At 36.1% G+C, this 21,437-nt stretch carries 20 protein-coding genes and 1 tRNA gene; 9 read left to right on the top strand and 12 right to left on the bottom strand.

Going from position 1 to position 21,437, the window contains the following annotated elements:
• Positions 1-36: 36 nt before the first annotated feature.
• From DUT69_RS19525 to DUT69_RS01180, 3 genes are read right to left on the bottom strand one after another with little or no spacing between them, the layout of a single operon-like run.
• A complete protein-coding gene (locus tag DUT69_RS19525) occupies positions 37-237 on the bottom strand; it encodes an Imm19 family immunity protein (protein WP_162796146.1) in 201 nt (66 codons plus the stop codon).
• Entirely contained in the window at positions 230-694 is a 465-nt protein-coding gene (locus tag DUT69_RS01185) for an Imm19 family immunity protein (RefSeq protein ID WP_113651309.1), read from the bottom strand. Before DUT69_RS01185 ends, DUT69_RS19525 begins: the two co-directional genes overlap by 8 nt.
• A gap of 30 nt (positions 695-724) precedes the next feature.
• Positions 725-1,369 (bottom strand): suppressor of fused domain protein, encoded by a 645-nt coding sequence (locus tag DUT69_RS01180; RefSeq protein ID WP_113651308.1) that lies wholly within the window; start codon positions 1,367-1,369, stop codon positions 725-727.
• A 435-nt stretch (positions 1,370-1,804) separates the two neighbouring features.
• On the opposite strand from DUT69_RS01180, the gene DUT69_RS01175 reads away from it, so the two are divergent.
• The 4 genes from DUT69_RS01175 to DUT69_RS01160 all read left to right on the top strand — a co-directional run bounded on the left by DUT69_RS01175 (position 1,805) and on the right by DUT69_RS01160 (position 9,199).
• Positions 1,805-5,110: a SusC/RagA family TonB-linked outer membrane protein gene (locus tag DUT69_RS01175; protein WP_240186625.1), complete on the top strand. Its 3,306-nt coding sequence runs from the start codon at positions 1,805-1,807 to the stop codon at positions 5,108-5,110.
• 25 nt (positions 5,111-5,135) lie between these two features.
• On the top strand, positions 5,136-6,914 hold the full coding sequence (locus DUT69_RS01170; protein WP_113651307.1) for a RagB/SusD family nutrient uptake outer membrane protein: 1,779 nt from the start codon (positions 5,136-5,138) through the stop codon (positions 6,912-6,914).
• Between the two features lie 27 nt (positions 6,915-6,941).
• Positions 6,942-7,781: an endonuclease/exonuclease/phosphatase family protein gene (locus DUT69_RS01165; RefSeq protein ID WP_113651306.1), complete on the top strand. Its 840-nt coding sequence runs from the start codon at positions 6,942-6,944 to the stop codon at positions 7,779-7,781.
• 131 nt (positions 7,782-7,912) lie between these two features.
• Positions 7,913-9,199 (top strand): mechanosensitive ion channel family protein, encoded by a 1,287-nt coding sequence (locus DUT69_RS01160; RefSeq protein WP_113651305.1) that lies wholly within the window; start codon positions 7,913-7,915, stop codon positions 9,197-9,199.
• 2 nt (positions 9,200-9,201) lie between these two features.
• Here the strand turns inward: DUT69_RS01160 and DUT69_RS01155 are convergent, their stop codons facing one another.
• On the bottom strand, positions 9,202-9,474 hold the full coding sequence (locus DUT69_RS01155) for a hypothetical protein (protein WP_162796145.1): 273 nt from the start codon (positions 9,472-9,474) through the stop codon (positions 9,202-9,204).
• A 65-nt stretch (positions 9,475-9,539) separates the two neighbouring features.
• On the opposite strand from DUT69_RS01155, the gene DUT69_RS01150 reads away from it, so the two are divergent.
• A tRNA-Arg gene (locus DUT69_RS01150) sits at positions 9,540-9,611 on the top strand.
• Positions 9,612-9,798: 187 nt separating this feature from the next.
• Here the strand turns inward: DUT69_RS01150 and DUT69_RS01145 are convergent.
• Entirely contained in the window at positions 9,799-10,041 is a 243-nt protein-coding gene (locus DUT69_RS01145; RefSeq protein WP_113651303.1) for a hypothetical protein, read from the bottom strand.
• Positions 10,042-10,380: 339 nt separating this feature from the next.
• On the opposite strand from DUT69_RS01145, the gene DUT69_RS01140 reads away from it, so the two are divergent.
• The 4 genes from DUT69_RS01140 to DUT69_RS01125 are packed head-to-tail and all read left to right on the top strand — an operon-like array spanning position 10,381 to position 15,598.
• Positions 10,381-11,895 (top strand): ankyrin repeat domain-containing protein, encoded by a 1,515-nt coding sequence (locus DUT69_RS01140; protein ID WP_113651302.1) that lies wholly within the window; start codon positions 10,381-10,383, stop codon positions 11,893-11,895.
• A gap of 4 nt (positions 11,896-11,899) precedes the next feature.
• A complete protein-coding gene (locus tag DUT69_RS01135) occupies positions 11,900-12,385 on the top strand; it encodes a DUF2271 domain-containing protein (protein WP_113651301.1) in 486 nt (161 codons plus the stop codon).
• Positions 12,386-12,394: 9 nt separating this feature from the next.
• Positions 12,395-14,590 carry a PepSY domain-containing protein gene (locus DUT69_RS01130; RefSeq protein ID WP_113651300.1) on the top strand — a complete coding sequence of 732 codons (2,196 nt, stop codon included), beginning with the start codon at positions 12,395-12,397 and terminating at the stop codon, positions 14,588-14,590.
• Between the two features lie 3 nt (positions 14,591-14,593).
• The gene (locus DUT69_RS01125; RefSeq protein ID WP_240186624.1) at positions 14,594-15,598 is read left to right on the top strand and encodes an FAD:protein FMN transferase; all 1,005 of its coding nucleotides are present in this window, start codon (positions 14,594-14,596) and stop codon (positions 15,596-15,598) included.
• A 532-nt stretch (positions 15,599-16,130) separates the two neighbouring features.
• On the opposite strand, the gene DUT69_RS01115 is transcribed toward DUT69_RS01125, so the two are convergent.
• From DUT69_RS01115 to DUT69_RS01085, 7 genes are all read right to left on the bottom strand, one after another.
• Positions 16,131-16,484 carry a DUF6804 family protein gene (locus DUT69_RS01115; protein WP_113651299.1) on the bottom strand — a complete coding sequence of 118 codons (354 nt, stop codon included), beginning with the start codon at positions 16,482-16,484 and terminating at the stop codon, positions 16,131-16,133.
• A gap of 17 nt (positions 16,485-16,501) precedes the next feature.
• Positions 16,502-16,906 carry a hypothetical protein gene (locus DUT69_RS01110; protein WP_113651298.1) on the bottom strand — a complete coding sequence of 135 codons (405 nt, stop codon included), beginning with the start codon at positions 16,904-16,906 and terminating at the stop codon, positions 16,502-16,504.
• A gap of 142 nt (positions 16,907-17,048) precedes the next feature.
• Positions 17,049-17,561 (bottom strand): thermonuclease family protein, encoded by a 513-nt coding sequence (locus DUT69_RS01105; protein WP_113651297.1) that lies wholly within the window; start codon positions 17,559-17,561, stop codon positions 17,049-17,051.
• Entirely contained in the window at positions 17,558-18,259 is a 702-nt protein-coding gene (locus tag DUT69_RS01100) for a S1C family serine protease (protein WP_113651296.1), read from the bottom strand. The genes DUT69_RS01105 and DUT69_RS01100 overlap by 4 nt, the downstream gene beginning before the upstream one ends.
• A complete protein-coding gene (locus DUT69_RS01095; protein WP_113651295.1) occupies positions 18,259-18,927 on the bottom strand; it encodes an OmpA family protein in 669 nt (222 codons plus the stop codon). The genes DUT69_RS01100 and DUT69_RS01095 overlap by 1 nt, the downstream gene beginning before the upstream one ends.
• Positions 18,928-20,544, bottom strand: coding sequence for a MotA/TolQ/ExbB proton channel family protein (locus DUT69_RS01090; protein WP_113651294.1), 1,617 nt, complete (start codon positions 20,542-20,544; stop codon positions 18,928-18,930). It lies immediately after the preceding gene.
• 1 nt (position 20,545) lies between these two features.
• Positions 20,546-21,436, bottom strand: coding sequence for a hypothetical protein (locus tag DUT69_RS01085; protein ID WP_113651293.1), 891 nt, complete (start codon positions 21,434-21,436; stop codon positions 20,546-20,548).
• Between the last annotated feature and the right edge of the window lies 1 nt (position 21,437).

Below are 21,437 nucleotides of genomic sequence, written 5' to 3'. Positions count from 1 at the left end.
GCCATAAAATTTAGATTGCTTTATTAGCTTATTAAATTACCGTCCGGTTTCAACAAATTTCCTTAAGGTTACATTTAATTCTTTTACATCCTCTTTGTAGTCGGGATATTTTTCGATATTCCGAACACTGTGATTTTGATTATTGATCAAGCCAATTTCACTATTAACAAAAGGTTGTTCCATCACTAATCCGTTAACAATGCAATAGGTTATATACGCCGCGTTTTTCTCAAACACATCTATGTTTTGCAACTTTTTTTTTAGTTAACTCTTTTGCCAATTCCGTTTGTTGCAACTCCACCCCTGTCATGGGTAAAAGCAATAGAAAAAGTGATGGATACTTGTCGAAAGCTAATAATTCGTCCCAAGTTAAAAACCAGGCCTCGAAATGGCCACCCAAATTACCAATGTAAACTTCATTTAAGAAAAACACAATTTCGTTCTCCCTAAATTCGATTTGAAAAGACATTTCCGCATTAAGTTCACCAGTTACAAAGCTTATGTTTTCATCGTTTAAATTAGCAAGGAAATTTTTCTCCCATTTGTTTAGCTCATCTTCATCAATGTCAATTACAGCTAATGCTTCATCAAGGTTAAGCTCATTTTTATCATCAAATCCTCTAAAACACTTTATATAAAAATACCAAAAATAGGGGTTGTCCTTAATTTCTTCTATCGAGATTTGTTTGCTCATATCAGACTGGAATTTACTGATGTAGCAAGGCTACTTTCTGTTTAAGTCCGTAATTAACAACTGATTTTGCGCTCTAAGTCTATCAATTAACATTTCCGTTTCTGCTATCTTCGGATTTTGTTTAAGTTGATCATATTCACTGGTGGTTAAGCCGATCATTTGCAAAAATGTAACTTCACCATGTGGTGTTTCAATCTTGCCAAGTTCCGGATCTTCCACAAAAGCCAATGCAGTAATATCGGTTGCCGATCCAAGCTTAATCGGCCCATTAGCTGGAATGAAATGAAATTCTTCAAACCATTTACCCGATTTAAAAACATATTTGGCTAGGTTTTGCATTAAATTCATCGCCCAGTGAAAATCGTCATTGTTGTCCTTTTTCAGCCTAAAAGTTAGCTCAAAACCAAATTTGCTGAACTCACCACCTGCTTTTTCTTCGTCGTAATAAAGCTCAGACAAGCCATAGCTTACAAAGTGATAATGTGGTTCTTGCGCATCGCTTTCGTATACGCTAATTCCATCCAGTGGATCTTCGCCGCCTAACATATATTTAATAACTGTACCAAAATGTTGTGGCTCTTGGTCGGGATAAATCTTATCCAATTCAGCATCTATACTAAGCCAACCAACAGCGTCATCTTCTGTAAATTGTTTTATATATTCTTCTTTGTTCATCTTAATTAAATTTATCTAATCATTTGCTTCTAACAAAGTTGATGCCTTTTATAGCATACACTTCAAATTCAAAAATTTCCAGTTTATGATTCGTAGTTTGTAAATAGCTACAAGTTTAAAAGGGTAATTGGTGCTACATTAAACGAATTTTGCTCATCAGTCCAAATACCAATTCGGTCTTTAACGGATTAATTAAGCCCACTTAATCTAAATATAACATCAACTTTAAATGCTCGTTTTTCTGCTTGTGTTGATAATGAGCTTGTTTAGCATCTTTCTGGTAATTATTTGCATAAAGTAGCCATTCCATCTCAACTTAAGAAGTTAAGCTAACTTAACGCAACGTTCATATTGGGCTAATAGTTTTGTGGCGTTGTAAGCCCCCTACGGTTAAACTAAAACATTTTAGTAACTGAAAACAAAACTCAACACACAATGAAAAAAACTTTACTATTTAAACAAAAATTTGCAGTGTATGCGTCTATGGCATGCCTGCTAACGAGTGCGGTTAGCGCTCCTTCCTGGTCGGCCGAAAACTACCGGGATTTTAGCTATGTGCAAAGCAAGCAAGATCCGGGAAGTATTACCGGCAAGGTAGTTGACGAAAAAGGAGAGCCTCTTCCTGGAGCAAATGTGCTTATAAAAGAGCTTAACAGAAATGTTCAAACTAACATAGATGGAACTTTTACTGTCGCAGCACCTGCCGGAAACTATACCCTTGCCATAAGCTTTATTTCTTATACCACTATTACCTTAAACAAAGTGGTAGTAAAGGCTGGCGAGAAAACGCCTTTAAACGTAACTCTTAAAGGCGAAACAGGTTCGCTAAATGAGGTTCTGGTAGTTGGATACGGAACGCAGAAAAGAGAAAATGCAACTGGAGCGGTTGATCAAATTACAGCAAAAAGTATAGAGAACAGACCTGTTAGCAATTTAACACAAGGTTTGCAAGGTTTAATTCCCAATCTAAACCTAAAGATGATGGATGGTAAGCCAACTCAATCTCCAAGTTATAATGTAAGGGGAACCACATCAATTGGTCAGGGTGGTAATGCCTTAATTTTAATAGACGGTTTTGAAGGCGATCCGAGTTTGCTAAATCCTAATGATATAGAAAGTGTTTCGGTATTGAAAGATGCAGCTTCTGCAGCTATTTATGGTGCTCGCGGTGTTTTTGGTGTAGTTTTAATTACCACTAAAAAAGCAGAAAAAGGGCGTACAAATGTAACCTATACATCAAACTACGCAATTAAAAGCCCCTTGCAAGTTCCAGATTTTGTTACAGATGGTTACACTTGGGCAAAGATGTTTGCGGAGGCTTTTGTAAATGGCGATGGCGCTTTTCCTCAAAATGCTAATAAAACGCAAAAATTCTCGCAGGCTTATTTAGATGAATTTAAGCGAAGAGTAGAATCTGGCCAACCGTATAATGAAGTAGAAATTAATCCTGCTACAGGCGAGTACGTTTATTACGGTAGCACCGATTATTATGCAGAGTTGTACAAGAAAAATACAGCTTCTTTCGAAAATAATATTTCTGTAAGTGGTGGTAGCGATAAGGCTTCGTTTTTGGTGTCCGGTCGTTTCTTAAATCAAGATGGATTGTTTAAGTACAACAGCGATGATTACGACATGAAAAATATCCGTGCTAGGGGAACCATACAAGTATTTCCGTGGTTAAGCATAGATAACAACGCCGATTACTCGGTTATGAATTACCATAACCCAATTAACGTTGGAGAAGGTGGCGGTATTTGGAGAAATATCGCAGATGAAGGTAAACCAACTATGCCTTTGCGTAACCCCGATGGATCATTAACATTTGCATCAGCCTATACCATTGGCGATTTTATGTATGGCAAAAATGGTATCAATACTAGACGTGAGGTGTTTAGAAACATTACCGGGATTAGAACCAATTTCTTCGACAACAAATTTCGGGTAAATGCAGATTTTACCTTCCGTAATACGAATAACGATAGAAATCAAAAAAGAGTTCAAGTGCCTTACAGCAACTTGCCAGGTGTAATTGCTTATGTAGGCACAACTACTAACGATTTATTATTCGACCAACGCACAACAAATTACTTAGCAACTAATATTTTTACCGAATACGAAAACCGTTTTGGCACCGATCATTACCTAAAAGCAATGGTAGGTTACAATTACGAGCAGTCTACCTACAAACGTTTGGCTGTACAACGAAACGGTATTATTTTCGAAGATGCTACCGATCTTAACTTGGCGTTAGGCCAATCTATTACTACCGGTGGCGGCTATGAGCAGTGGGCTATTCTAGGAGGTTTCTCTAGGTTAAATTATTCATTCAAGGATAAATATTTGTTAGAAGTTAACGCACGTTATGATGGTTCTTCTAAATTCCCGGCAAGTCAACGTTACGGATTTTTCCCATCAGTTTCTGCTGGTTGGAGAGTGAACAAAGAATCTTTCTGGAAAGTATCTGATAAATTAATTTCAGATTTAAAAATTAGAGGTTCTTACGGATCTTTAGGAAATGGTAACATCAATTCTTACGCCTTTCAAGAAACCTTTAACATCAGCCAATCTGGTGTAATCCTTAACGGAACCAGGCCACAAACTACAGGCATCCCTGCCGTTTTACCAGAGCAATTAACTTGGGAAACCTCTACAACAACCAACTTAGGTTTAGATTTAACCATGCTTTCTGGTCGTTTAAGTTTCACTGGAGATGCTTACGTGCGTAAAACAACAGATATGTTTACTACAGGTTTAACGCCTCCAGCAGTATTTGGTGCAGCGGTTCCTAAAGGTAATTACGCCGATTTAACTACGCGTGGTTGGGAAGTTTCGTTAGCCTGGAATGATAGTTTCGGTAAAGCAAAACCTTTCAAATATAACGTGAGGTTAACCTTGGCAGATAACAAAACCAAAATCGATAAATACAATAATCCTGATAAGTTGTTAAGCGATTATTATGAAGGACAAACACTGGGCGAGATTTGGGGCTATGAAACTGAAGGTTTCTTTATAGATCAGGCTGATATTGATTCGCACGCTAAACAAGATCCGCAAATGAGAGCTTCGCCAACTGGCAAATGGTTTCCTGGAGATATTAAATTAAGAGACCTTAACGGCGATGGACTAATCAACGTTGGCGAAAATAAAGTAGGTAACTCTGGCGATAGAAGAATTATAGGTAACTCTGCTGCAAGGTACCTTTATGGGATTAACTTAGGTGCAGAATATCAGAACTTCTCATTCTCGGTATTTTTTCAAGGTGTGGGCAAGCAACAATGGTACCCGAGTACAGAAACAGAAATGTTCTGGGGTCAATATAATAGGCCATACAACAACATCCCAACTTTCCATTTGGGCAACATGTGGACACCAGAAAATACCAATGCTTATTTCCCAAGAACCATGTCTAGGGCAGCATCTAGCAATACCAACCGTACTTTGGGTGTAGCGCAAACACGTTACTTGCAAAACGTAGCTTATTTAAGAATGAAAAACATTCAGGTAGGTTATACCTTGCCAAACAGATGGGTAAATAAAATTGGTGCACGTAGCGCAAAAGTGTTTTTCTCCGGAGAAAACCTTTTCACTTATTCGCCAATGTACAAAGTTGTTAAAAATACCATCGACGTAGAAAATGCAGTGCCTTCAGATCAGGATTTAAATTCTGGAAGTACCAATGGAGATGGTTACAATTATCCATTGATGAAAGCGATAGCCTTTGGATTAAACATTGGATTTTAAGTTATAGATAATTAGAAAGATCAAAATGAAAAAACAAATTATATGGGTTTTGTTGGGTGTTATGAGTTTAGCAGCCTGCAACAAGCTAGATCAGCTCCCTCAATCTACCGCTACAAAAGAAGCTGTTTTTGGTACAGAAAACGGACTTAAATTATATACTAACTCCTTCTACAATTTTGGCTTTTTGCCAAGAAACTCTACTAGTCAAGATGCCATGTCAGATTATTTGGCGGTTAGGCAAGTGCAGGATTTTATTCGCGAAGGCGGATTTGGCGCCAATAACAGCTCTGGCTGGAGTTGGAACGATTTAAGAAACATCAATTACTTTATAGAAAACTGTAAAGATCCGGCGGTGCCTGTTGCCGTTCGTAACAACTATTTGGGTATTGCTCGCTATTTCAGAGCTTACTTTTACATGGAAAAAGTGAAACGTTTCGGCGATGTGCCTTGGATTGGAAAACCGCTAAGTATTGAAGATCCTGCATTAAATGCTGGCAGAGATAAAAGAGCATTGGTAATGGATTCTGTTTTGGCAGATATCAATTTCGCCGTTGCAAACATTCAAGCTACAAACGACCCTAGCCGAACCACTATTACTAAATGGGTGGCGCAGGCTTACAAATCTAGAATTTGTTTGTTTGAAGGTACCTTTAGAAAATACCATACCGATTTAGGTTTAGCAAGCACCGCGAACAAATGGTTAGAAGATGCGGCATCAGCAGCCGATAACATTATAAAAACAGCTGGATATTCTTTAAATACAACAGGTGGGGCTGGGGTATCTTATCGCCAAGTATTTACAAGCAATACGCCTGTAGCTAGCGAAGTTTTGCAAGCCGCAGTGGCGGATGTAAACTTGGGTATATTAAACGAGGCAAATTGGTGGTGGACTAGTGGAACCTACGGTGCTAAAGCAAGTTTTACACGCACGTTTATTAACACGTATTTGAAATTAGATGGTACGCCTTATACCAACGATCCGGCCTACAGAACAATGGTTTTTAAAGACGAAGTTAAGAACCGCGATTTAAGGTTAAAGCAAACCATCCGCTTAGGCGATTACAAACGCGTAAGTAATGGAGTGCTTGTTCCGGCTCCGCCACTTTTCTCTTATACATTTACCGGTTATCAGCCAATTAAATGGACGTTAGACGATATGGGACTAGATGCAGGCGCCTTAAACACAAATGCTATTGCTTTATTCCGCTATGCGGAAGTATTGTTAAACTATGCCGAAGCGAAAGCAGAACTGGGTACCTTAACGGATGCAGATTGGGCACTAACTATTGGTGCGCTTCGCTCTAGAGCTGGTATCACTGGCGGACTAAGCGCAAAGCCAACTGTTGCAGATCCGTATTTAATCGCTAATTATTTTCCTGGTATTTCTGATCCATCAATTTTAGAAGTGAGAAGAGAAAGAGGTATTGAATTAAGTTTGGAGGGCCAGCGTTTTGCCGACATTTTAAGATGGAAACGTGGAGAGTTGATGACACAAGAATGGAATGGTTTTTACGTTCCGGCGCTTAATGTAGCAATGGACTTAAACGAGGATGGTATTATGGACGTTGCATTTTACCAAGGAACTCGCCCAAATTTAGGTATTGCAGGTTTAACGTACGTAGATGTTTCTGCAAGAATTGGTAATGCAGTAAACTCGCAGTTGTTAAAAAATGGCACATCTGGAGAATTAACTTGGATGAACGAGATTCCGAGAAAATGGTTGGAGCGTAACTACTATTACCCAATTCCGCTAAACGACTTACAACGCAATCCGAACCTGAAACAAAATCCAGGATGGCAATAATCAATATCTTCCTTAAAGCATAAAAAAATGAAAATAAAAGTATGGTTGGCCGCGGTATTAGTTAGCGTTAGTGCAATCAGTGCAAAAGCACAACAAATAACAATCGGAAGTTTTAACATCCGTTATGATAACCCCGGCGATGCTGGCAATCTTTGGAAAGATAGAGCACCGGTAGTTTCTAACTTAATTCGTTTCCACGAGTTTGATGTTTTAGGTGTGCAAGAAGCACTTAAAAATCAATTGGCAGACATTTCTTCGGCTTTGCCGGAATATGCCGTTTACGGAAAAGGCAGAGACGATGGTAAAGATGGTGGCGAGCACTCGGCCATTTACTATAAAAAAGATCGCTTCAAATTGCTGAAAACAGGCGATTTCTGGTTGTCGGAAACACCGGATAAACCTGGCAAAGGCTGGGATGCAACTTGTTGTAACAGAATTTGTTCTTGGGTTTATTTAGAAGACTTGCAGAGCAAGAAAAAGTTTTATGCTTTTAATGTACATTTTGATCACCAAGGCGTGGTTGCTCGTGTAGAAAGCGCAAAGCTGATGTTAAAAAAGATAAAAGAAATTGCGGGCGATGCACCGGTTTTACTAACGGGTGATTTTAACGGAGGCAGAGACAGCGAATGGTATAAAACCTTGGCCAATTCTGGCGCTGTTGCCGATGTGCATGGAGCGGTAAAGTTTCCTTACGCCAACAACTCTTCGGCAAATGGTTTCAGAACGCCACGTGGCGAATCGGTTATCGATCATATTTTTATGAGCAAACAGTTTACCGCAAGCAAATGGGGTATTTTAACCGACACGTATTATGGTAAATTTCCATCAGACCACTTTCCTATTTTAGCAAAAGTGAGTTTAAAATAATTTTAGCCGATACAACCGTTCACAAAAGTTGCAAAAGCACCTCCCCGCGGAGGTGCTTTTTTATGTCGCAGCGAGGTCCGATTTGCCATTTTGCTTCGCCTTTACTTTCAAAAGCCCTATATTGGCACGCTATGGACTTATACACTCATTTGCGAAATTTTAGTCGTGCAAGTTTAGAATTTTTTAAAGGTTTAGGACTATCGGACAGTGTTGCTGCCGTTGCCAACGCATTAGTTTTACTAGTGTTAGCCAGTATAGCTACGTATATTATTTATTATGTGGTTAGGCGTGTACTCAGGCTAATCTTTATCCAAACTATTCGCAGAACTAACCTTCCATTTTTTAAGTTTTTGTTAGAGCAAAAAGTACCACACTATTTGTCGCTTGTGGCACCGTTAATGGTACTTTATCTTACTATTCCTATTGTCTTTAATGATTATCCGCAAGTAAATAAATTACTTTTAGGCTTTTGCGATGTTTATTTAGTGCTCATTGTAGTGTGGATCATCATGGCGATTATAAAAGCCAGTGGCGATTTATTGCGAGAAAAACCTGGTTTTAAAGGCAAACCCTTGGAAAGTTATTTGCAGGTTATTCGCATTTTTCTGTACTTGTTTGCCGCGGTCGTACTTTTTTCTAACCTAACGGGAAAATCACCTGTAGTATTTTTTACTGCTATGGGTGCACTTTCAGCAGTGTTATTGTTAATGTTTAAAGATACGATTATGGGTTTTGTAGCCAGCATACAAGTAACTACAAACGATATTGTACGTATAGGCGATTGGATAACTATGCCTAAATATGGTGCCGATGGCGATATTTTGCAAATAAACCTCACAACGGTAAAAGTTCAAAATTTCGACAAAACGATTACCACCATTCCAACTTATGCTTTGATTTCAGATTCGTTCCAAAACTGGCGTGGCATGCGGCAGTCTGGAGGCAGGAGAATAAAAAGAGCGGTAAATATCAAACAATCCAGCATTCGTTTTTTAAAAGATGAAGACTTATTGAAGTTTGAACAAATTCAATTATTGAGCAATTACATTCAGCATCGCAAAAAGGATATTGATAAGCACAATACACGCATAGGTGCAGATAAAAGTTTGCTGATTAATGGACGAAATTTAACCAATGCCGGCTTGTTCCGCAAATATATAGATAGTTATATTTCTAATCATTCTGGCACCAACAAACGGATGAACATTATGGTTAGGCAGTTAGCACCTACAGCGCAAGGTTTGCCTATAGAGATTTACGTTTTTGCCAATACCATTATCTGGGCAGAGTACGAGCACATTATGGCTGATATTTTCGATCATATTATTGCTGCTGCGCCTTACTTTGGCTTGCAAATTTACGAAGCAGAAGGTGCCGGCGATTTAAAGCATATCGAATTCCAAAATCAGTTGGGTTGAGCTTAAAATTTTGGAGGGAAATCCTCTCTTGAAAATGATTTAAGCGCTCTGCGTTTAGCGGTTAGCATTCTATAACCTAAATAATAAACTGCAAAGTTTGTGGTAGCAAAAAATGTAAAACCAATTAGCAAGCCAATTATATAACCAAAAGAATGCACATTATTATTTTTTAATTGAACCAAACTAGAGCCCACTAATGGCAGGGTTGCCATAAGCAAACATAAGCTTATAAAAATCGCAAGCAGAATTAAGAGAACGCCAAATATTATTTTCATATACGAATATAGAGTTTTGACATTATTTGAAACGACATAATTTTCTATATTTGCGCTAACAAAATGGCCCCGTAGTTCAACGGATAGAATAGGTGTTTCCTAAACATTAGATAGCAGTTCGATTCTGCTCGGGGCTACTTTTTAAAGCATCAATCAAGAAAATGGTTGGTGCTTTTTTTATTTAGCTACTAGTTCTTGATTTGATTACTACACTTTTAGCTTAGAGATGACTTAACCATTGCATTCCGGTTCTAAATGACGTTGGTTTTTTACGTCACCTCGAGTTTATAGAGAGTTCTTCGCGTTTTGTCGCAATAAGCCCAATTACAAAATCAGCTTTTTTATTTTGCCGTTATAAGCAGAACCAACATCATATTTTCCGTTGTGAATAACAACTTTGGTGCTATCCTTTAACATAATCCAATTTAGGCTCATGTCTTTATAGCTAGTCTTAAAAGTTTCGATAACAGTTCCGGTTATTGGTTTCCCGTTCTGAGCTTCTACGTAATGTTTTCTAGTATTACAGCCAAAACTGAAGATGATAATGGCCAGAAGAAATTTTTTCATTTTTTGAGTTGCGTTAGTTAATTTTTCTTTCGCAAAACAATAGGAAAATGAGCGATAGTTTTTTTATGAGAAACGGCATTGCCAGTAAATTGGCAACTAACCCGGATGTTCTCCATTCGCTATGGTATACAAAGGTATAAAAAATGTGCAATAAGGCAATACGGATTTCCGTATTAGCGGATTTTAAGTATATGCTTCCGAATTTATTAACGGATATACTTCATTGTAACCAGTCAATTCCAACTCACAAAACAACTATTAGTTAAATAAATTGTGATTTATTATGTAGAATTAGTCTAAATAACTATTTTAGCGGCCTTAGCTCAATAAATTAGAAAGATGAAAAAAATATTAATTGCTGCCTCGCTAGTTTTTGCGGTATTTACTGTAAACGCACAAAATAAAAATTCTTTATTACAAGGTGATTTTTGGAAACAAAAGCCTTCTGTAGATGCTGTTAAAGCAGAAATTGCAAAAGGCAGTAATCCATCAGAATCAGATGCTAGACATTTCGATCCAACGGCAATGGCAATTAATTCCGATGCTCCTATCGAAACAATCAAATTTTTATTAGATCAGCCAGGAAATCCGGTTACTAAGGCTACGCACCACAGTCGTACTTATTTACATTGGGCTGCAGCAAAAGGAAACTTAGAGTTGGTTCAAGAATTACTTAAACGTGGTTCTGATTTTGAAAAAGGAGATAGCTACGGTACACCTGTTGTACCTTACGCAGCTTCTGCCGGACAAGCAAATACTGCAGTTTACGATGCTTTTTTCAAATTAGGTTCAGATCCTAAAAAGAAATATGCAAATGGCGCAAACTTATTGTTAATGAGTATAGCAAATGATAAAGACCTAAAGTTAGCCGAGTACTTCGTTTCAAAAGGTTTGTCTTTTAATGCAGTTGATGATGAAGGTGCTACAGCATTCGATTATGCCGCTAAAAGTGGTAATATCGATTTCTTAAAAGCGGTTTTAGCTAAAGGTGCAAAGCCAACCGGTTTAGCTCTGTATTACGCAGCACAAGGCGGTCGTGGGTCATCAGCTTCGTTAGAATTGTATAAATACTTGGTGGAGGATTTGAAATTAAATCCTTCAGCTACTAATAAGGAAGGTAACAACGTTTTGCATAGCCTTGTTCGTAAACCAAATCAGGATGAAATTATTAACTATTTCTTGGCAAAAGGCGTAGATGTAAATAAAGCTAATGCAGATGGTACTACAGCTTTTATGAGCGCCGCAGGTGGCAGAAATTTAGCCGTACTTGAGCTATTGGCACCTAAGGTAAAAGACATCAACGCAGTTAACAAAAAAGGCGAATCTGCTTTAACACAAGCGGTAAGCACAGGTTCTCCAGAAGTTGTGGCCTTCCTAATTGGTAAAGGTGCAAATGTAAAAGTAGAAGATCAGGCAGGCAATAACTTGGCTTATTACTTGGTACAAAGTTACCGCCCTGCGGGTGGCCCAGCTGGTCCGGGTGCACAAACAGCAGCAACGCCAAAAGACGAATTTGCAGAGAAACTAGCTTTGTTAAGCGCTAAGGGATTAAATGTTGCAACTCCTCAAAAAGATGGAAGTACTTTGTATCACATCGCTATTGCGAGATTAGATTTAGGTTTAATAAAAAAACTTAACGATTTAAAAGTAAACGTAAATACAAAAAATAAAGAAGGTGTTACGGTATTGCATAGAGCTGCATTAATTTCAAAAGATGATGAGATTTTAAAATATTTGGTTTCTATTGGTGCAGATAAAACCATCAAAACAGATTTTGATGAAACGGCCTATGATTTAGCTGCGGAGAACAAGTTTTTAGCCGACAAAAAAGTTGCGGTAACCTTTTTAAAATAATAAAATGATGAGAATTTTTAAGATTTGTGCACTTGCACTTATACTGTGTTTCGGTTTACAGGCTAATGCACAAACTTCAAAGTACAAATGCATGGTGCAAATGAACGGCTATAGTGGCGAGAAAGCTTATGTAGTGGTTTCATTGATTAATCCTAGCGGAGCTTACGATAAAACCTTGTACATGATGGGTAAAGACACCAAATGGTACAATGGGTTTAAGGAATGGTTTAAGTTCTTTAATAAAACCAAAAAACTTAATGCTAAAACCGGAGCTTCTATTGGTGGTGGCGATAGAACTTTGGTAAATCTTGATTTAGATGATGCCCTTTTAAACAAAGGCTATAAACTACGTTTCGAAAGTTCGGTAGAGGCGCAAAACTATCATGTTAGCGATGTAGAAATTCCTTTAACTGCCGATGCGCTTAAAGGCAAAGTAGATGGTAAAGGATATATTCAGTACATCAGGTTTAGTAAAGTAGTACAGCCATAAAATTTTAAAATGACCTTATCCATTTGGCGGTACGCCCATTTGGCATTAGCTATCATTTCATCGCTTTTTCTAGTTATGGCATCGGTAACCGGTGCCATACTTGCTATAGATGCAATACAAGAAAAAATGCCTCCCTATCGGGTTGCAAACTTCGATAACATTACGCTAGCCCAATCCATTCCGGTATTAAAGCAAAAATTCTCAGAAATTAGCGAAATCGATATAGACCATAATGGTTTCGTTTTACTAAAAGGATTTGATAACGAGGGCAATGAAATTGATGCTTATGTTGATCCGAGCTCTGGAAAGATTTTAGGTAAGCAAATAGAAAAAAGTGCCTTTGTAGAATGGAACATCGCCTTGCACCGTTCTTTATTTCTTAAAGAAACTGGCCGGGCAATTATTGGTATTGTTTCCTTTTTACTTTTGCTAATAGCCATTTCTGGTTTCGTTTTGGTATTACAAAGGCAACGTGGTATGAAGCGATTCTTTACAAAAGTTGTAAAAGAATACTTTGCCCAATACTACCACGTAGTAACCGGTAGATTAATATTAATTCCAGTGTTAATAATCGCATTAACCGGAACTTATTTATCTATGGCCAGGTTTAAGCTTTTTCCACAAAGTGATATCCAGCATAAAGAAATTGCGGTTTCGAAAGTAGATTTTGAGCAACAAAAAATTGCAGATTTTGAGATCTTTAAACAGACCAAGCTAGCAGATGTTAAGAAATTAGCTTTTCCCTTCGCCGATGACCCTGAAGAGTATTACAACTTAAAATTAAATGATCGAGAGCTGATTGTAAACCAATTTAACGGTAAGGTAGAGAGCTTGGTTAAATATCCAACAACGTTGCTGTTAGAAAACCTAAGTTTAGATTTGCATACCGGTCGTAGTAATATAATTTGGGCTATTATTTTAGGTATTGCCTGTTTAAATATTTTGTTTTTCGTTTACTCGGGCTTTGCCATTACGCTAAAAAGACGAGCGCCAAAAATTAAAAATAAACACAAAGCAGATGAAGCCGAATATATTTTGCTTGTTGGCTCTGAGAATGGCAGCACTTTACGTTTTGCTCATGCCATTCACCAGCAATTAATAGATGCCGGAAAAAGCGCTCATTTGTTGCAACTTAACCAGTACAAGACATTTTCTAAGGCTAAACATTTGTTAGTTTTTACTTCTACATATGGTTTGGGAGATCCACCGGCAAACGCCAATAAGGTATTGCAACTGATAGATAGAAACCCGCAAGAAAAAGGCACCCAATTTTCGGTGGTTGGTTTCGGTTCCCATGCTTATGCAGATTTCTGTGAATTTGCTAAGGCTGTAGATCAGAAACTAGAAACTCAAGATTGGTCTGCAAGATTTACCGCTATGCATACCGTAGATGATAAATCCGCAAGCGAATTTGTAACATGGGTAAAAACATGGAGCGAGCAAAGTAATATACCCTTAGCAACTACGCCTGCGCTATATGCTAAAAAACCTAAAGGTTTGCAAAAAATGATGGTTTTAGACAGAACCGAAGTATCAGCAGAGGAGCATACTTTTTTAATTACCATCAGGACGCCTGCTAGAGCCACATTTACCTCTGGCGATTTGCTGGCTATATATCCCGCAGATGATAATAGAGAACGTCTATATTCTGTTGCTAAGTGCGATGGAAATATACAATTAGTTGTTAAACTTCACCCAGGGGGATTAGGATCTGAATACCTAAATAACCTAAAAGTAGGCGAGGTGATAAAAGCTAGATTGGTAGTTAACGCTTCTTTTCATCGACCAAAGAAAAAAGCTGTTATTATGATTGGCAATGGAACCGGTATTGCGCCATTTCTGGGGATGATTACTAAAAAGTATAAAGAAATCGACACCACACTTTATGTAGGCTTCAGGCAAGAAACCGATGTAATTAGGAAGCATCGGTTATTTTTAGACAAACAGGTTAAACAGCAATATCTTACTAATTATCAAATTGCTTTTTCGCGAGAGCAAAACCATTGTTATGTAATGGACTTAATTAATAATGATGCTGTTAATATTGCCCATAAATTGGCAAATGGTACTGTAGTGATGATATGTGGTGCTTTGCAGATGCAAAAAGATGTAGAACGAACACTTGATAAAATTTGCCTAGAATTGAATCAAAAGCCTTTGGAATATTACAAAAATAACAGACAAGTTTTAACCGATTGTTATTAATCAATGATGAAAAGGCAACCGTCTCTAATACTGATCTGTTTAGTGGCTTTAAGTGCAATTGCCAACGCTCAAGTTTTGAAAGAGCGTGCGGTTACTTTAATGGGCAGTCGCTTTGATATTACGATTGTAGCCATAGATGGCCCAACTGCCGACAAGCATATTGACAGTGTAATTGCCGAAATCGCTCGAATAGAAAACTTGATTTCTGATTGGAAAGCAGGTACGGAAGTGGACCAAATCAACAAAAATGCCGGAATAAAACCCGTTAAGGTAAGTAAAGAGGTGTTTGAGCTAGTTAAAAGAGCATTACATTTTTCTGAAATTACCAACGGCGCTTTTGATATCAGCTATGCTGCAATGGATAGGATTTGGAGATTTGATGGCTCGATGAAAAGTATGCCTTCGAAAGAAGATATCAAAAACTCGGTAGCTAAAGTAGGTTATAAAAATATCGAATTAGATAGCCTAACATCAACAGTTTTTTTGAAATTGCGAGGTATGAAGATTGGGTTTGGTGCAACGGGAAAAGGTTATGCAGCGGATAGAGGTAGAGCTTTGATGGAAAGTATGGGCATAACTGCTGGGATTGTAAACGCATCTGGCGATTTAGCAACTTGGGGTAAACCACCTAAAAGTGGAGCTTGGAAAATTGGGCTAACCAATCCTTTTGATGAGCGCAGTAATGTTGCCGTGCTCGCTTTAAAACGAGAAGCTGTAACAACATCTGGGAGTTACGAAAAGTACGTTGAATTTAACGGAATCCGATATGCGCACATCATTAATCCAATAACAGGTTACCCCGCAACGGGACTGATTAGCGCAACCGTGATTGGTCCGAGCGCAGAAATGGCAAATGGATTAAGTACTTCTATTATGGTATTAGGTAAAGAAAAAGGGATGCTATTAATGAACCAGTTTCCATTGTACCAATGTATTTTAGTTACCGATGATGGTGAAGTTATTAAATCTGATAATTTCAAAGGCAAATTGAAGAAGAGGTTGAAATAGCTTTTAAATCTTGAGCACTATTTGTCGTCCTAATTCCGCAATTGCGAAGCCTAGGTACGAGCGAGCCGGAGCAATCTCTTCAACTATTCTTTCATCTCTTTTGTGGACTTCGTTATCCTAAGTTTCAAGGCGTGTGTGTGGCATTTAACTGTTCGCATCACCATACCTCGGCTCCGGATGAAAATCGGTAATATACTAAGCGTATGCCGTGCTTAGTAATGGTGACGATTTTTTGCAATGCCCAAAGAGCCTCGGGCAGAAAGAACGGCGGGCCATGCGTCGGCTTGTATTGTTGAACGAAATGTTCTTTCCAAAAAACACTACCTATTTCTCCCAACCACACATCGTCTTACCCATCTTCTTCGCTTTTTCCAAACTCACTTTAATCGTTTTGTAACTACAGTTGCTTAAACCTCTACAGTTCTGTTTGTAATGGTATTTCTTGCCATTTGGACTATCGCATAAATAGACTTCGATTTGTTGTGCTTTGGCGCAACTAAAAAAATAAAATGTAAAAGAAATATTAGGGATTTCATTTGTGGTCCGGGAAATTTCTATCTGAATGGTTTTGCTCTTTTTTGATACGCTCTAACCTCTCATTATATGGTTTTGTAAACATAGAAATTAGCAGTGCAAGTGCTACAATTACATCAACCACATTCCATAATTCTTTACCTAACGCTACTTTTGCAAAGGGCTGAAACAACAATGCTAACAAAGCACAAATCACCATTTCTAACTGATGCTCTTTTTTATGTGCCTGAAAGGCTAATACACCAAATCCTACCATCGCAACAAACCGCACTAATTGGTAATAACCATAAGGCATTTGTAAAAGACAAAGAAGTAAGAGAATTGAGAGCGTTATTTTGATGATATTGGACATTTGAAGAAGTTTTTACCCTACATCTTAAAATGCAAACTGTCTAAGATTATAATTTTAGATACTCTATTTAATCTCAATTGATTTTTAATATACGCATTTGTGACTTTCATTTTAGTTCCCATGGAGGCACCTGTTGGTGCAATTTCAGAAAGTTTTATTTTTGATAATTTTACATTTACAACTTTCTTTAAATTGATATCCAAAACAAAAGTGCCGAAATTATCTTCTAACCATAAATATCTCTTAGTTCTAATGTTAAGACTATAACATGATACAATTGTGTAATTGTTAACGGCGTTTGATAAAGGGAATATTATTGTGTCTTTTTCTGAATAAAATCTTAAAACCCTCCTAATATCACCATCAACATTTAAGGTGCTTAAAAAAAGATCGGGGTAGATAGTATCTTTTTCAAATGCCATTGGGATAGTATGTAATAAATTAAATGTATAACCATCATATGTGATATTGTTTGGGTAATCTTTAACAAATGGCGACCAATTACAACTACATATTGAGGTAGTGATTAGCATTAAGAAATAAATACATCTAAAGTTCATTGTTTTATAGGATTTTGATTTGATTATTTTTTCTTGACTTTCTGAATACCCAGGGGGGTATTGGATTTTCATCAATCCATAAACCCAACTTTGCATCTCTAGCCTCTTGTTCTAATTTCCTCAATATTTCAGATTTAGAGTATACAACGTATTGCCAAGCCAATCCGTTTTTCACAAGCGCTTCGTTTAAATTATTTCCTTCCTCATCAAAAACGAATGCTAAAGTACGACCATACCTGTCTTTCTTATTTCCTATTATTTCAACGAATTTGCCGAAACAGAAATTAGATGTAAACTGTTTAGCCTGTTTACCAAATGATTGTTTTTTTTCAGGACAATCAATTTCTGTAAGCCTAATGGTTACGGTTTCATTTGTTGAAGTAAGTATTTCAATAGTATCACCGTCTTTTACTGCAACTACTTTTCCTTTTTGGTTGGAGCTTTTTATTTTCGGGTTTCCGCTATCACTACATGAAATCAAGAAAAGGCATATCAATGCATAATATTTTAATCTCATAAGTTTAGATTAATTGCAAGGATATTTATAGCAAAATTTAAGTTTGCCTCACCCATACCCGAGCTAGTTATTCCTATCACTTCACCTTTCATATTAAACAATGGACCACCGCTACTGCCATTTGTAATTTCTGCTGTTGTTTGAATAAGAGTGTTTTCATCTCTTAATGAAGAAACTATGCCAATAGATAGCGTACTCTCAAGACCTTTTGGATTGCCAATTGCAAAAACATCATCTCCAATATTTGGTGATTTGTTTGATATTACCAAAAAGGGAAACTTTTGATCTATATTATTTTTTATTTTGAAGATGATATAATCTAGCTCCTTGCTTAAAGAAATTACTTCAGCAATTTGATATTCTTTCCCATCTAGTGTTTTAATTATTTCTTGACCTTTTAAAGTTCCAGCGAAAACATGATAATTGCTTACACATACCCCTTCTTCTGAGACAAAAAAACCTGATCCTTGATGATATTTTTCGCCATCAGATGTATAAATCAAGAAAACAGAGACTTTGTTCTTTTTGTATAACTCCTGTAGAGATTTCGTATTTTTAACTTCCTTTGATGAATTCCCTATATCCATAGGTAATTTTGTATTGCCATTTTGTGATAAGGAACTTTTTTTTCCAGATCTAGAACAGCTACATAAAACAATTAAACAAATAACTATAAAATTAAATATTAGCTTTTTCATTATTTGATATCTCCAATTTTAGGGAAAATTTGAATTAAGAACCGTTGATTATCCTTCTCGTTGTCCAATCTACCGACTCCACCCCAACCATTTCCAGAAATTTGTAAATCAACCAGACCTTTGTAATCCGAAGACTCGAAATCAATGCCTAGTTCTTTCCAATATTGCCATAAACTTAAAGCCCGTAAATAGCTTAATTCATAATTATGCATTAATCTTTTGGGATTATTATCTTTTGAAGCATAGCCAGCAATAACTACGATATAAGATACTTTATCTAACTCTGGCTTATCATTTTTAACTGATTTTAAGACATCAATAACTGATTTAAGTTTGTAGCCAGCGTCTATGATTTTTTTTCTAGTAGCATTTGGATTTACTAAATCATTATTTGAATTAATAGAAAATTTATCATCTTGAAATCTAACATCAAAGGCTAATTTAAATCGACTGTATTCTTCTTCATAAGAAAATAGGTTTTTGTCATTTTTTAATGGTTGTAAATTTGCTTCAACTGTTTTAATAATCTTGATTTGGTTTTCGAGAACCTTATTCTTTCTTTTAAGCTGAGCAAAAGTTATGATATACAAGACTAGCATAATAAAAAACAAGCTTGTCATTAAATCAGCGAAGCTTGGCCAAAAAAAGTCGTCCTTATTACCTTTCATTTAGATACTTTTTTTAGGGAATAACTTTGCGTAAAATGGTTTTTGGATGTTGCTATCGATTCTCTCCATGATTTCATTTGAACTACTAACTGCTTTGTTTAAATCAGTAATTAAAAAGGTTAGCTTATCATTTGGATTGATATTTTTGTTCGATTTTAATTCAGAAAGAATTTCTTGCAAATGTTGCAACTGATCTAAATTAGATTTTTTCTCTTCTAAAACTGATTTGAAAATCTCTGTTTGGGTTAAGAATGATTCTTTAAGCTCATTTGTAAAAGCATTAAAAATATTTTGGCTATCTAAATTTCGTTTCACCGCCTCTTCACCTAAATTCTGGCTATTCAATATCATTGACTTTTGCAGTTGGGCAAAAGTGTCTTTAATACTAAAACTTATGCCAACAACAGCTTCATCTACTTTAGTTTTGTGCAGTTTAAGATCACTAAAGTGACTAGTTAGAAACTCCATCAATTGATGATGACTGTTTAAGTTTTCTTGGATAGTATTTGCAATTTTTTCAAAGTTATTTGTCTTATCTAATAACTCTGTACTTGTCTCTGCCAGACGGTATGAGTTAGCGATATATATATTAATATTATTGAACATTACATTAAACTTGTCAAATTGCTCAACTGCAACATTAAGCTCCTTAAGCACTTGAACATTATATTTTGTCATTTCAGCAATTTTGGTTTTATCCATTTGCTCGACTAACATTTTCTGTAATTTAATCGATTCGTAATTTTTATCAAAAACTGTTGATAGCCTATCTAGATTTGAATCAAATTTCTCATTGAATTTAGAAAGGTTTCTTTGTAAGGACTCAAATGTAGAACCGATTCCTTGATTAAGTGATGGTAATAACTCTACTTGGATAAAAGTGTAAAAATCATTTTTCTTAATCTCAATATTATATTTTGTTCCTTTAAAACTAAATGATGAATTGATGATTGTTAGTAACAAGCCTACAAAACTAGCTACCATAGCAATTTTCACTCCGCCTAAAAGGATGCCTATACCTCTGCTTAAACTTTCATCACTAATGTCACTATTAAAAATATCGGACATACTATATAGACCAATAACAATCCCAATCATTGTGCCCATTAAGCCCAAATAAAGTGGTGTTGATAAGGTAAGATTAATTTCTTCCTCAATAGTGTCTGTATTACGCTCAACTATATCTTTTACTAAATTAAAATCAGCTGATGAGTGCCTATTTCTAACTAAATACTTGTTTAAGGAAGACAATATATTTTTGAATGTTTTGCTCTCATTTTTTAATGAGGAAACAATTTTAATACGATTAATTTTTGTAACTCCTTCATTATAGTTCTGTGGATAATACAATTCCAATTGTTCATCATCATCTACATTCTCTACTTCATTTATTAGAATATCAGAATGCTTATAACTCTCAATGTCACCCATTAATTTATTGGAAACATAAGCTTCAATTTGTTCATCAGTTAGTTCAGTATCTGCAATTTCTACTTGTGAAATATCAGGTATAGAATTTTTAAATTCAGTAATCTTATTCCTAGTTCTGAAAAAAAACCACAATTGAAAGACAATAACAATTGCAATCAAAACGTACTCAATGTATTCTATCTTCATGTTATACGTATTTAATTTTAGCTTTTTCCTTAATTACCCAAATGTTGTCCTCTAATTGGGCTTTGGCTTTTTTGTTATCAACGATTAAAATTTTACTAGCATTAGGATTATAAGGATTTGTTTCAGTTGCTAAACTAAGGATCATCTCATTTCTATTATTTAGTGCAATTGTTATTGATGATAGATTATCACAAAATTCAACATTTGCGTTGGTTTCGTTTTTTAACGTAAATTTGTAAACAGCAGCCCCCTCTATAAAAACTTCTTTACCTTCATTGTTCTTAAAATTTCCATCTAAATTTGGATTTGGGAAGTATAAGATTTTTGCATCATTAACCATTGGGATTTTGTTTTCCACTGATAGTTCTATAGGTATACTTATTTCTTCAATAATTGTTTCTGATCCACTAATGTGAATTGAATTGCTTTTGATATGTTTTGATAAATTATTTTCTTGATTTGGTCGCCGAAGGCTCTTTTCTAATTCCTTTATCTTTTCCTCAAGGCGGTCAATTTGTTTTTCATGCCTGCTAGTTTCACTTTTTTTATATTGTTTATTAATAAATAGAGTCGTTATAATACCAAAAAGACAAGAAATAGCATAAAACATTAGATGCTTAGATGAAAGATAATCCTCACGAACGACAACTAATCCCGAATTTTCGGATTCAATAGAATTTAAATCACTTTTTGAATTAGTTGCGGGATCATCTTGCTTTGTTAATTCATCTGGTTTTTTGGAGTCAATCTGATCATTTACCTTTGAAGTATCATTTTTCTTTTTGGCGCTGTCATTTTCACTTTTTTTCTCTTGCGCATTTATTGTTTTTATAGCAGAGTATCCAACCAATGGACTTAAAAAAAGTATAATTATAATTAAATATTTACCCATG

The organism is Pedobacter namyangjuensis, assembly GCF_003313325.1.
Classification (GTDB): domain Bacteria; phylum Bacteroidota; class Bacteroidia; order Sphingobacteriales; family Sphingobacteriaceae; genus Pedobacter; species Pedobacter namyangjuensis.
Note: the sequence above shows the minus strand (reverse complement) of the source record. Positions and strands in the feature narration are given on the sequence as shown.

Coding starts and splice junctions, on each gene's coding strand:
- DUT69_RS01185 (WP_113651309.1), bottom strand. CDS start 694: ATGAGCAAACAAATCTCGATAGAAGAAATTAAGGACAACCCCTATTTT.
- DUT69_RS01180 (WP_113651308.1), bottom strand. CDS start 1,369: ATGAACAAAGAAGAATATATAAAACAATTTACAGAAGATGACGCTGTT.
- DUT69_RS01175 (WP_240186625.1), top strand. CDS start 1,805: ATGAAAAAAACTTTACTATTTAAACAAAAATTTGCAGTGTATGCGTCT.
- DUT69_RS01170 (WP_113651307.1), top strand. CDS start 5,136: ATGAAAAAACAAATTATATGGGTTTTGTTGGGTGTTATGAGTTTAGCA.
- DUT69_RS01165 (WP_113651306.1), top strand. CDS start 6,942: ATGAAAATAAAAGTATGGTTGGCCGCGGTATTAGTTAGCGTTAGTGCA.
- DUT69_RS01160 (WP_113651305.1), top strand. CDS start 7,913: ATGGACTTATACACTCATTTGCGAAATTTTAGTCGTGCAAGTTTAGAA.
- DUT69_RS01155 (WP_162796145.1), bottom strand. CDS start 9,474: ATGAAAATAATATTTGGCGTTCTCTTAATTCTGCTTGCGATTTTTATA.
- DUT69_RS01145 (WP_113651303.1), bottom strand. CDS start 10,041: ATGAAAAAATTTCTTCTGGCCATTATCATCTTCAGTTTTGGCTGTAAT.
- DUT69_RS01140 (WP_113651302.1), top strand. CDS start 10,381: ATGAAAAAAATATTAATTGCTGCCTCGCTAGTTTTTGCGGTATTTACT.
- DUT69_RS01135 (WP_113651301.1), top strand. CDS start 11,900: ATGATGAGAATTTTTAAGATTTGTGCACTTGCACTTATACTGTGTTTC.
- DUT69_RS01130 (WP_113651300.1), top strand. CDS start 12,395: ATGACCTTATCCATTTGGCGGTACGCCCATTTGGCATTAGCTATCATT.
- DUT69_RS01125 (WP_240186624.1), top strand. CDS start 14,594: ATGATGAAAAGGCAACCGTCTCTAATACTGATCTGTTTAGTGGCTTTA.
- DUT69_RS01115 (WP_113651299.1), bottom strand. CDS start 16,484: ATGTCCAATATCATCAAAATAACGCTCTCAATTCTCTTACTTCTTTGT.
- DUT69_RS01110 (WP_113651298.1), bottom strand. CDS start 16,906: ATGGCATTTGAAAAAGATACTATCTACCCCGATCTTTTTTTAAGCACC.
- DUT69_RS01105 (WP_113651297.1), bottom strand. CDS start 17,561: ATGAGATTAAAATATTATGCATTGATATGCCTTTTCTTGATTTCATGT.
- DUT69_RS01100 (WP_113651296.1), bottom strand. CDS start 18,259: ATGAAAAAGCTAATATTTAATTTTATAGTTATTTGTTTAATTGTTTTA.
- DUT69_RS01095 (WP_113651295.1), bottom strand. CDS start 18,927: ATGAAAGGTAATAAGGACGACTTTTTTTGGCCAAGCTTCGCTGATTTA.
- DUT69_RS01090 (WP_113651294.1), bottom strand. CDS start 20,544: ATGAAGATAGAATACATTGAGTACGTTTTGATTGCAATTGTTATTGTC.
- DUT69_RS01085 (WP_113651293.1), bottom strand. CDS start 21,436: ATGGGTAAATATTTAATTATAATTATACTTTTTTTAAGTCCATTGGTT.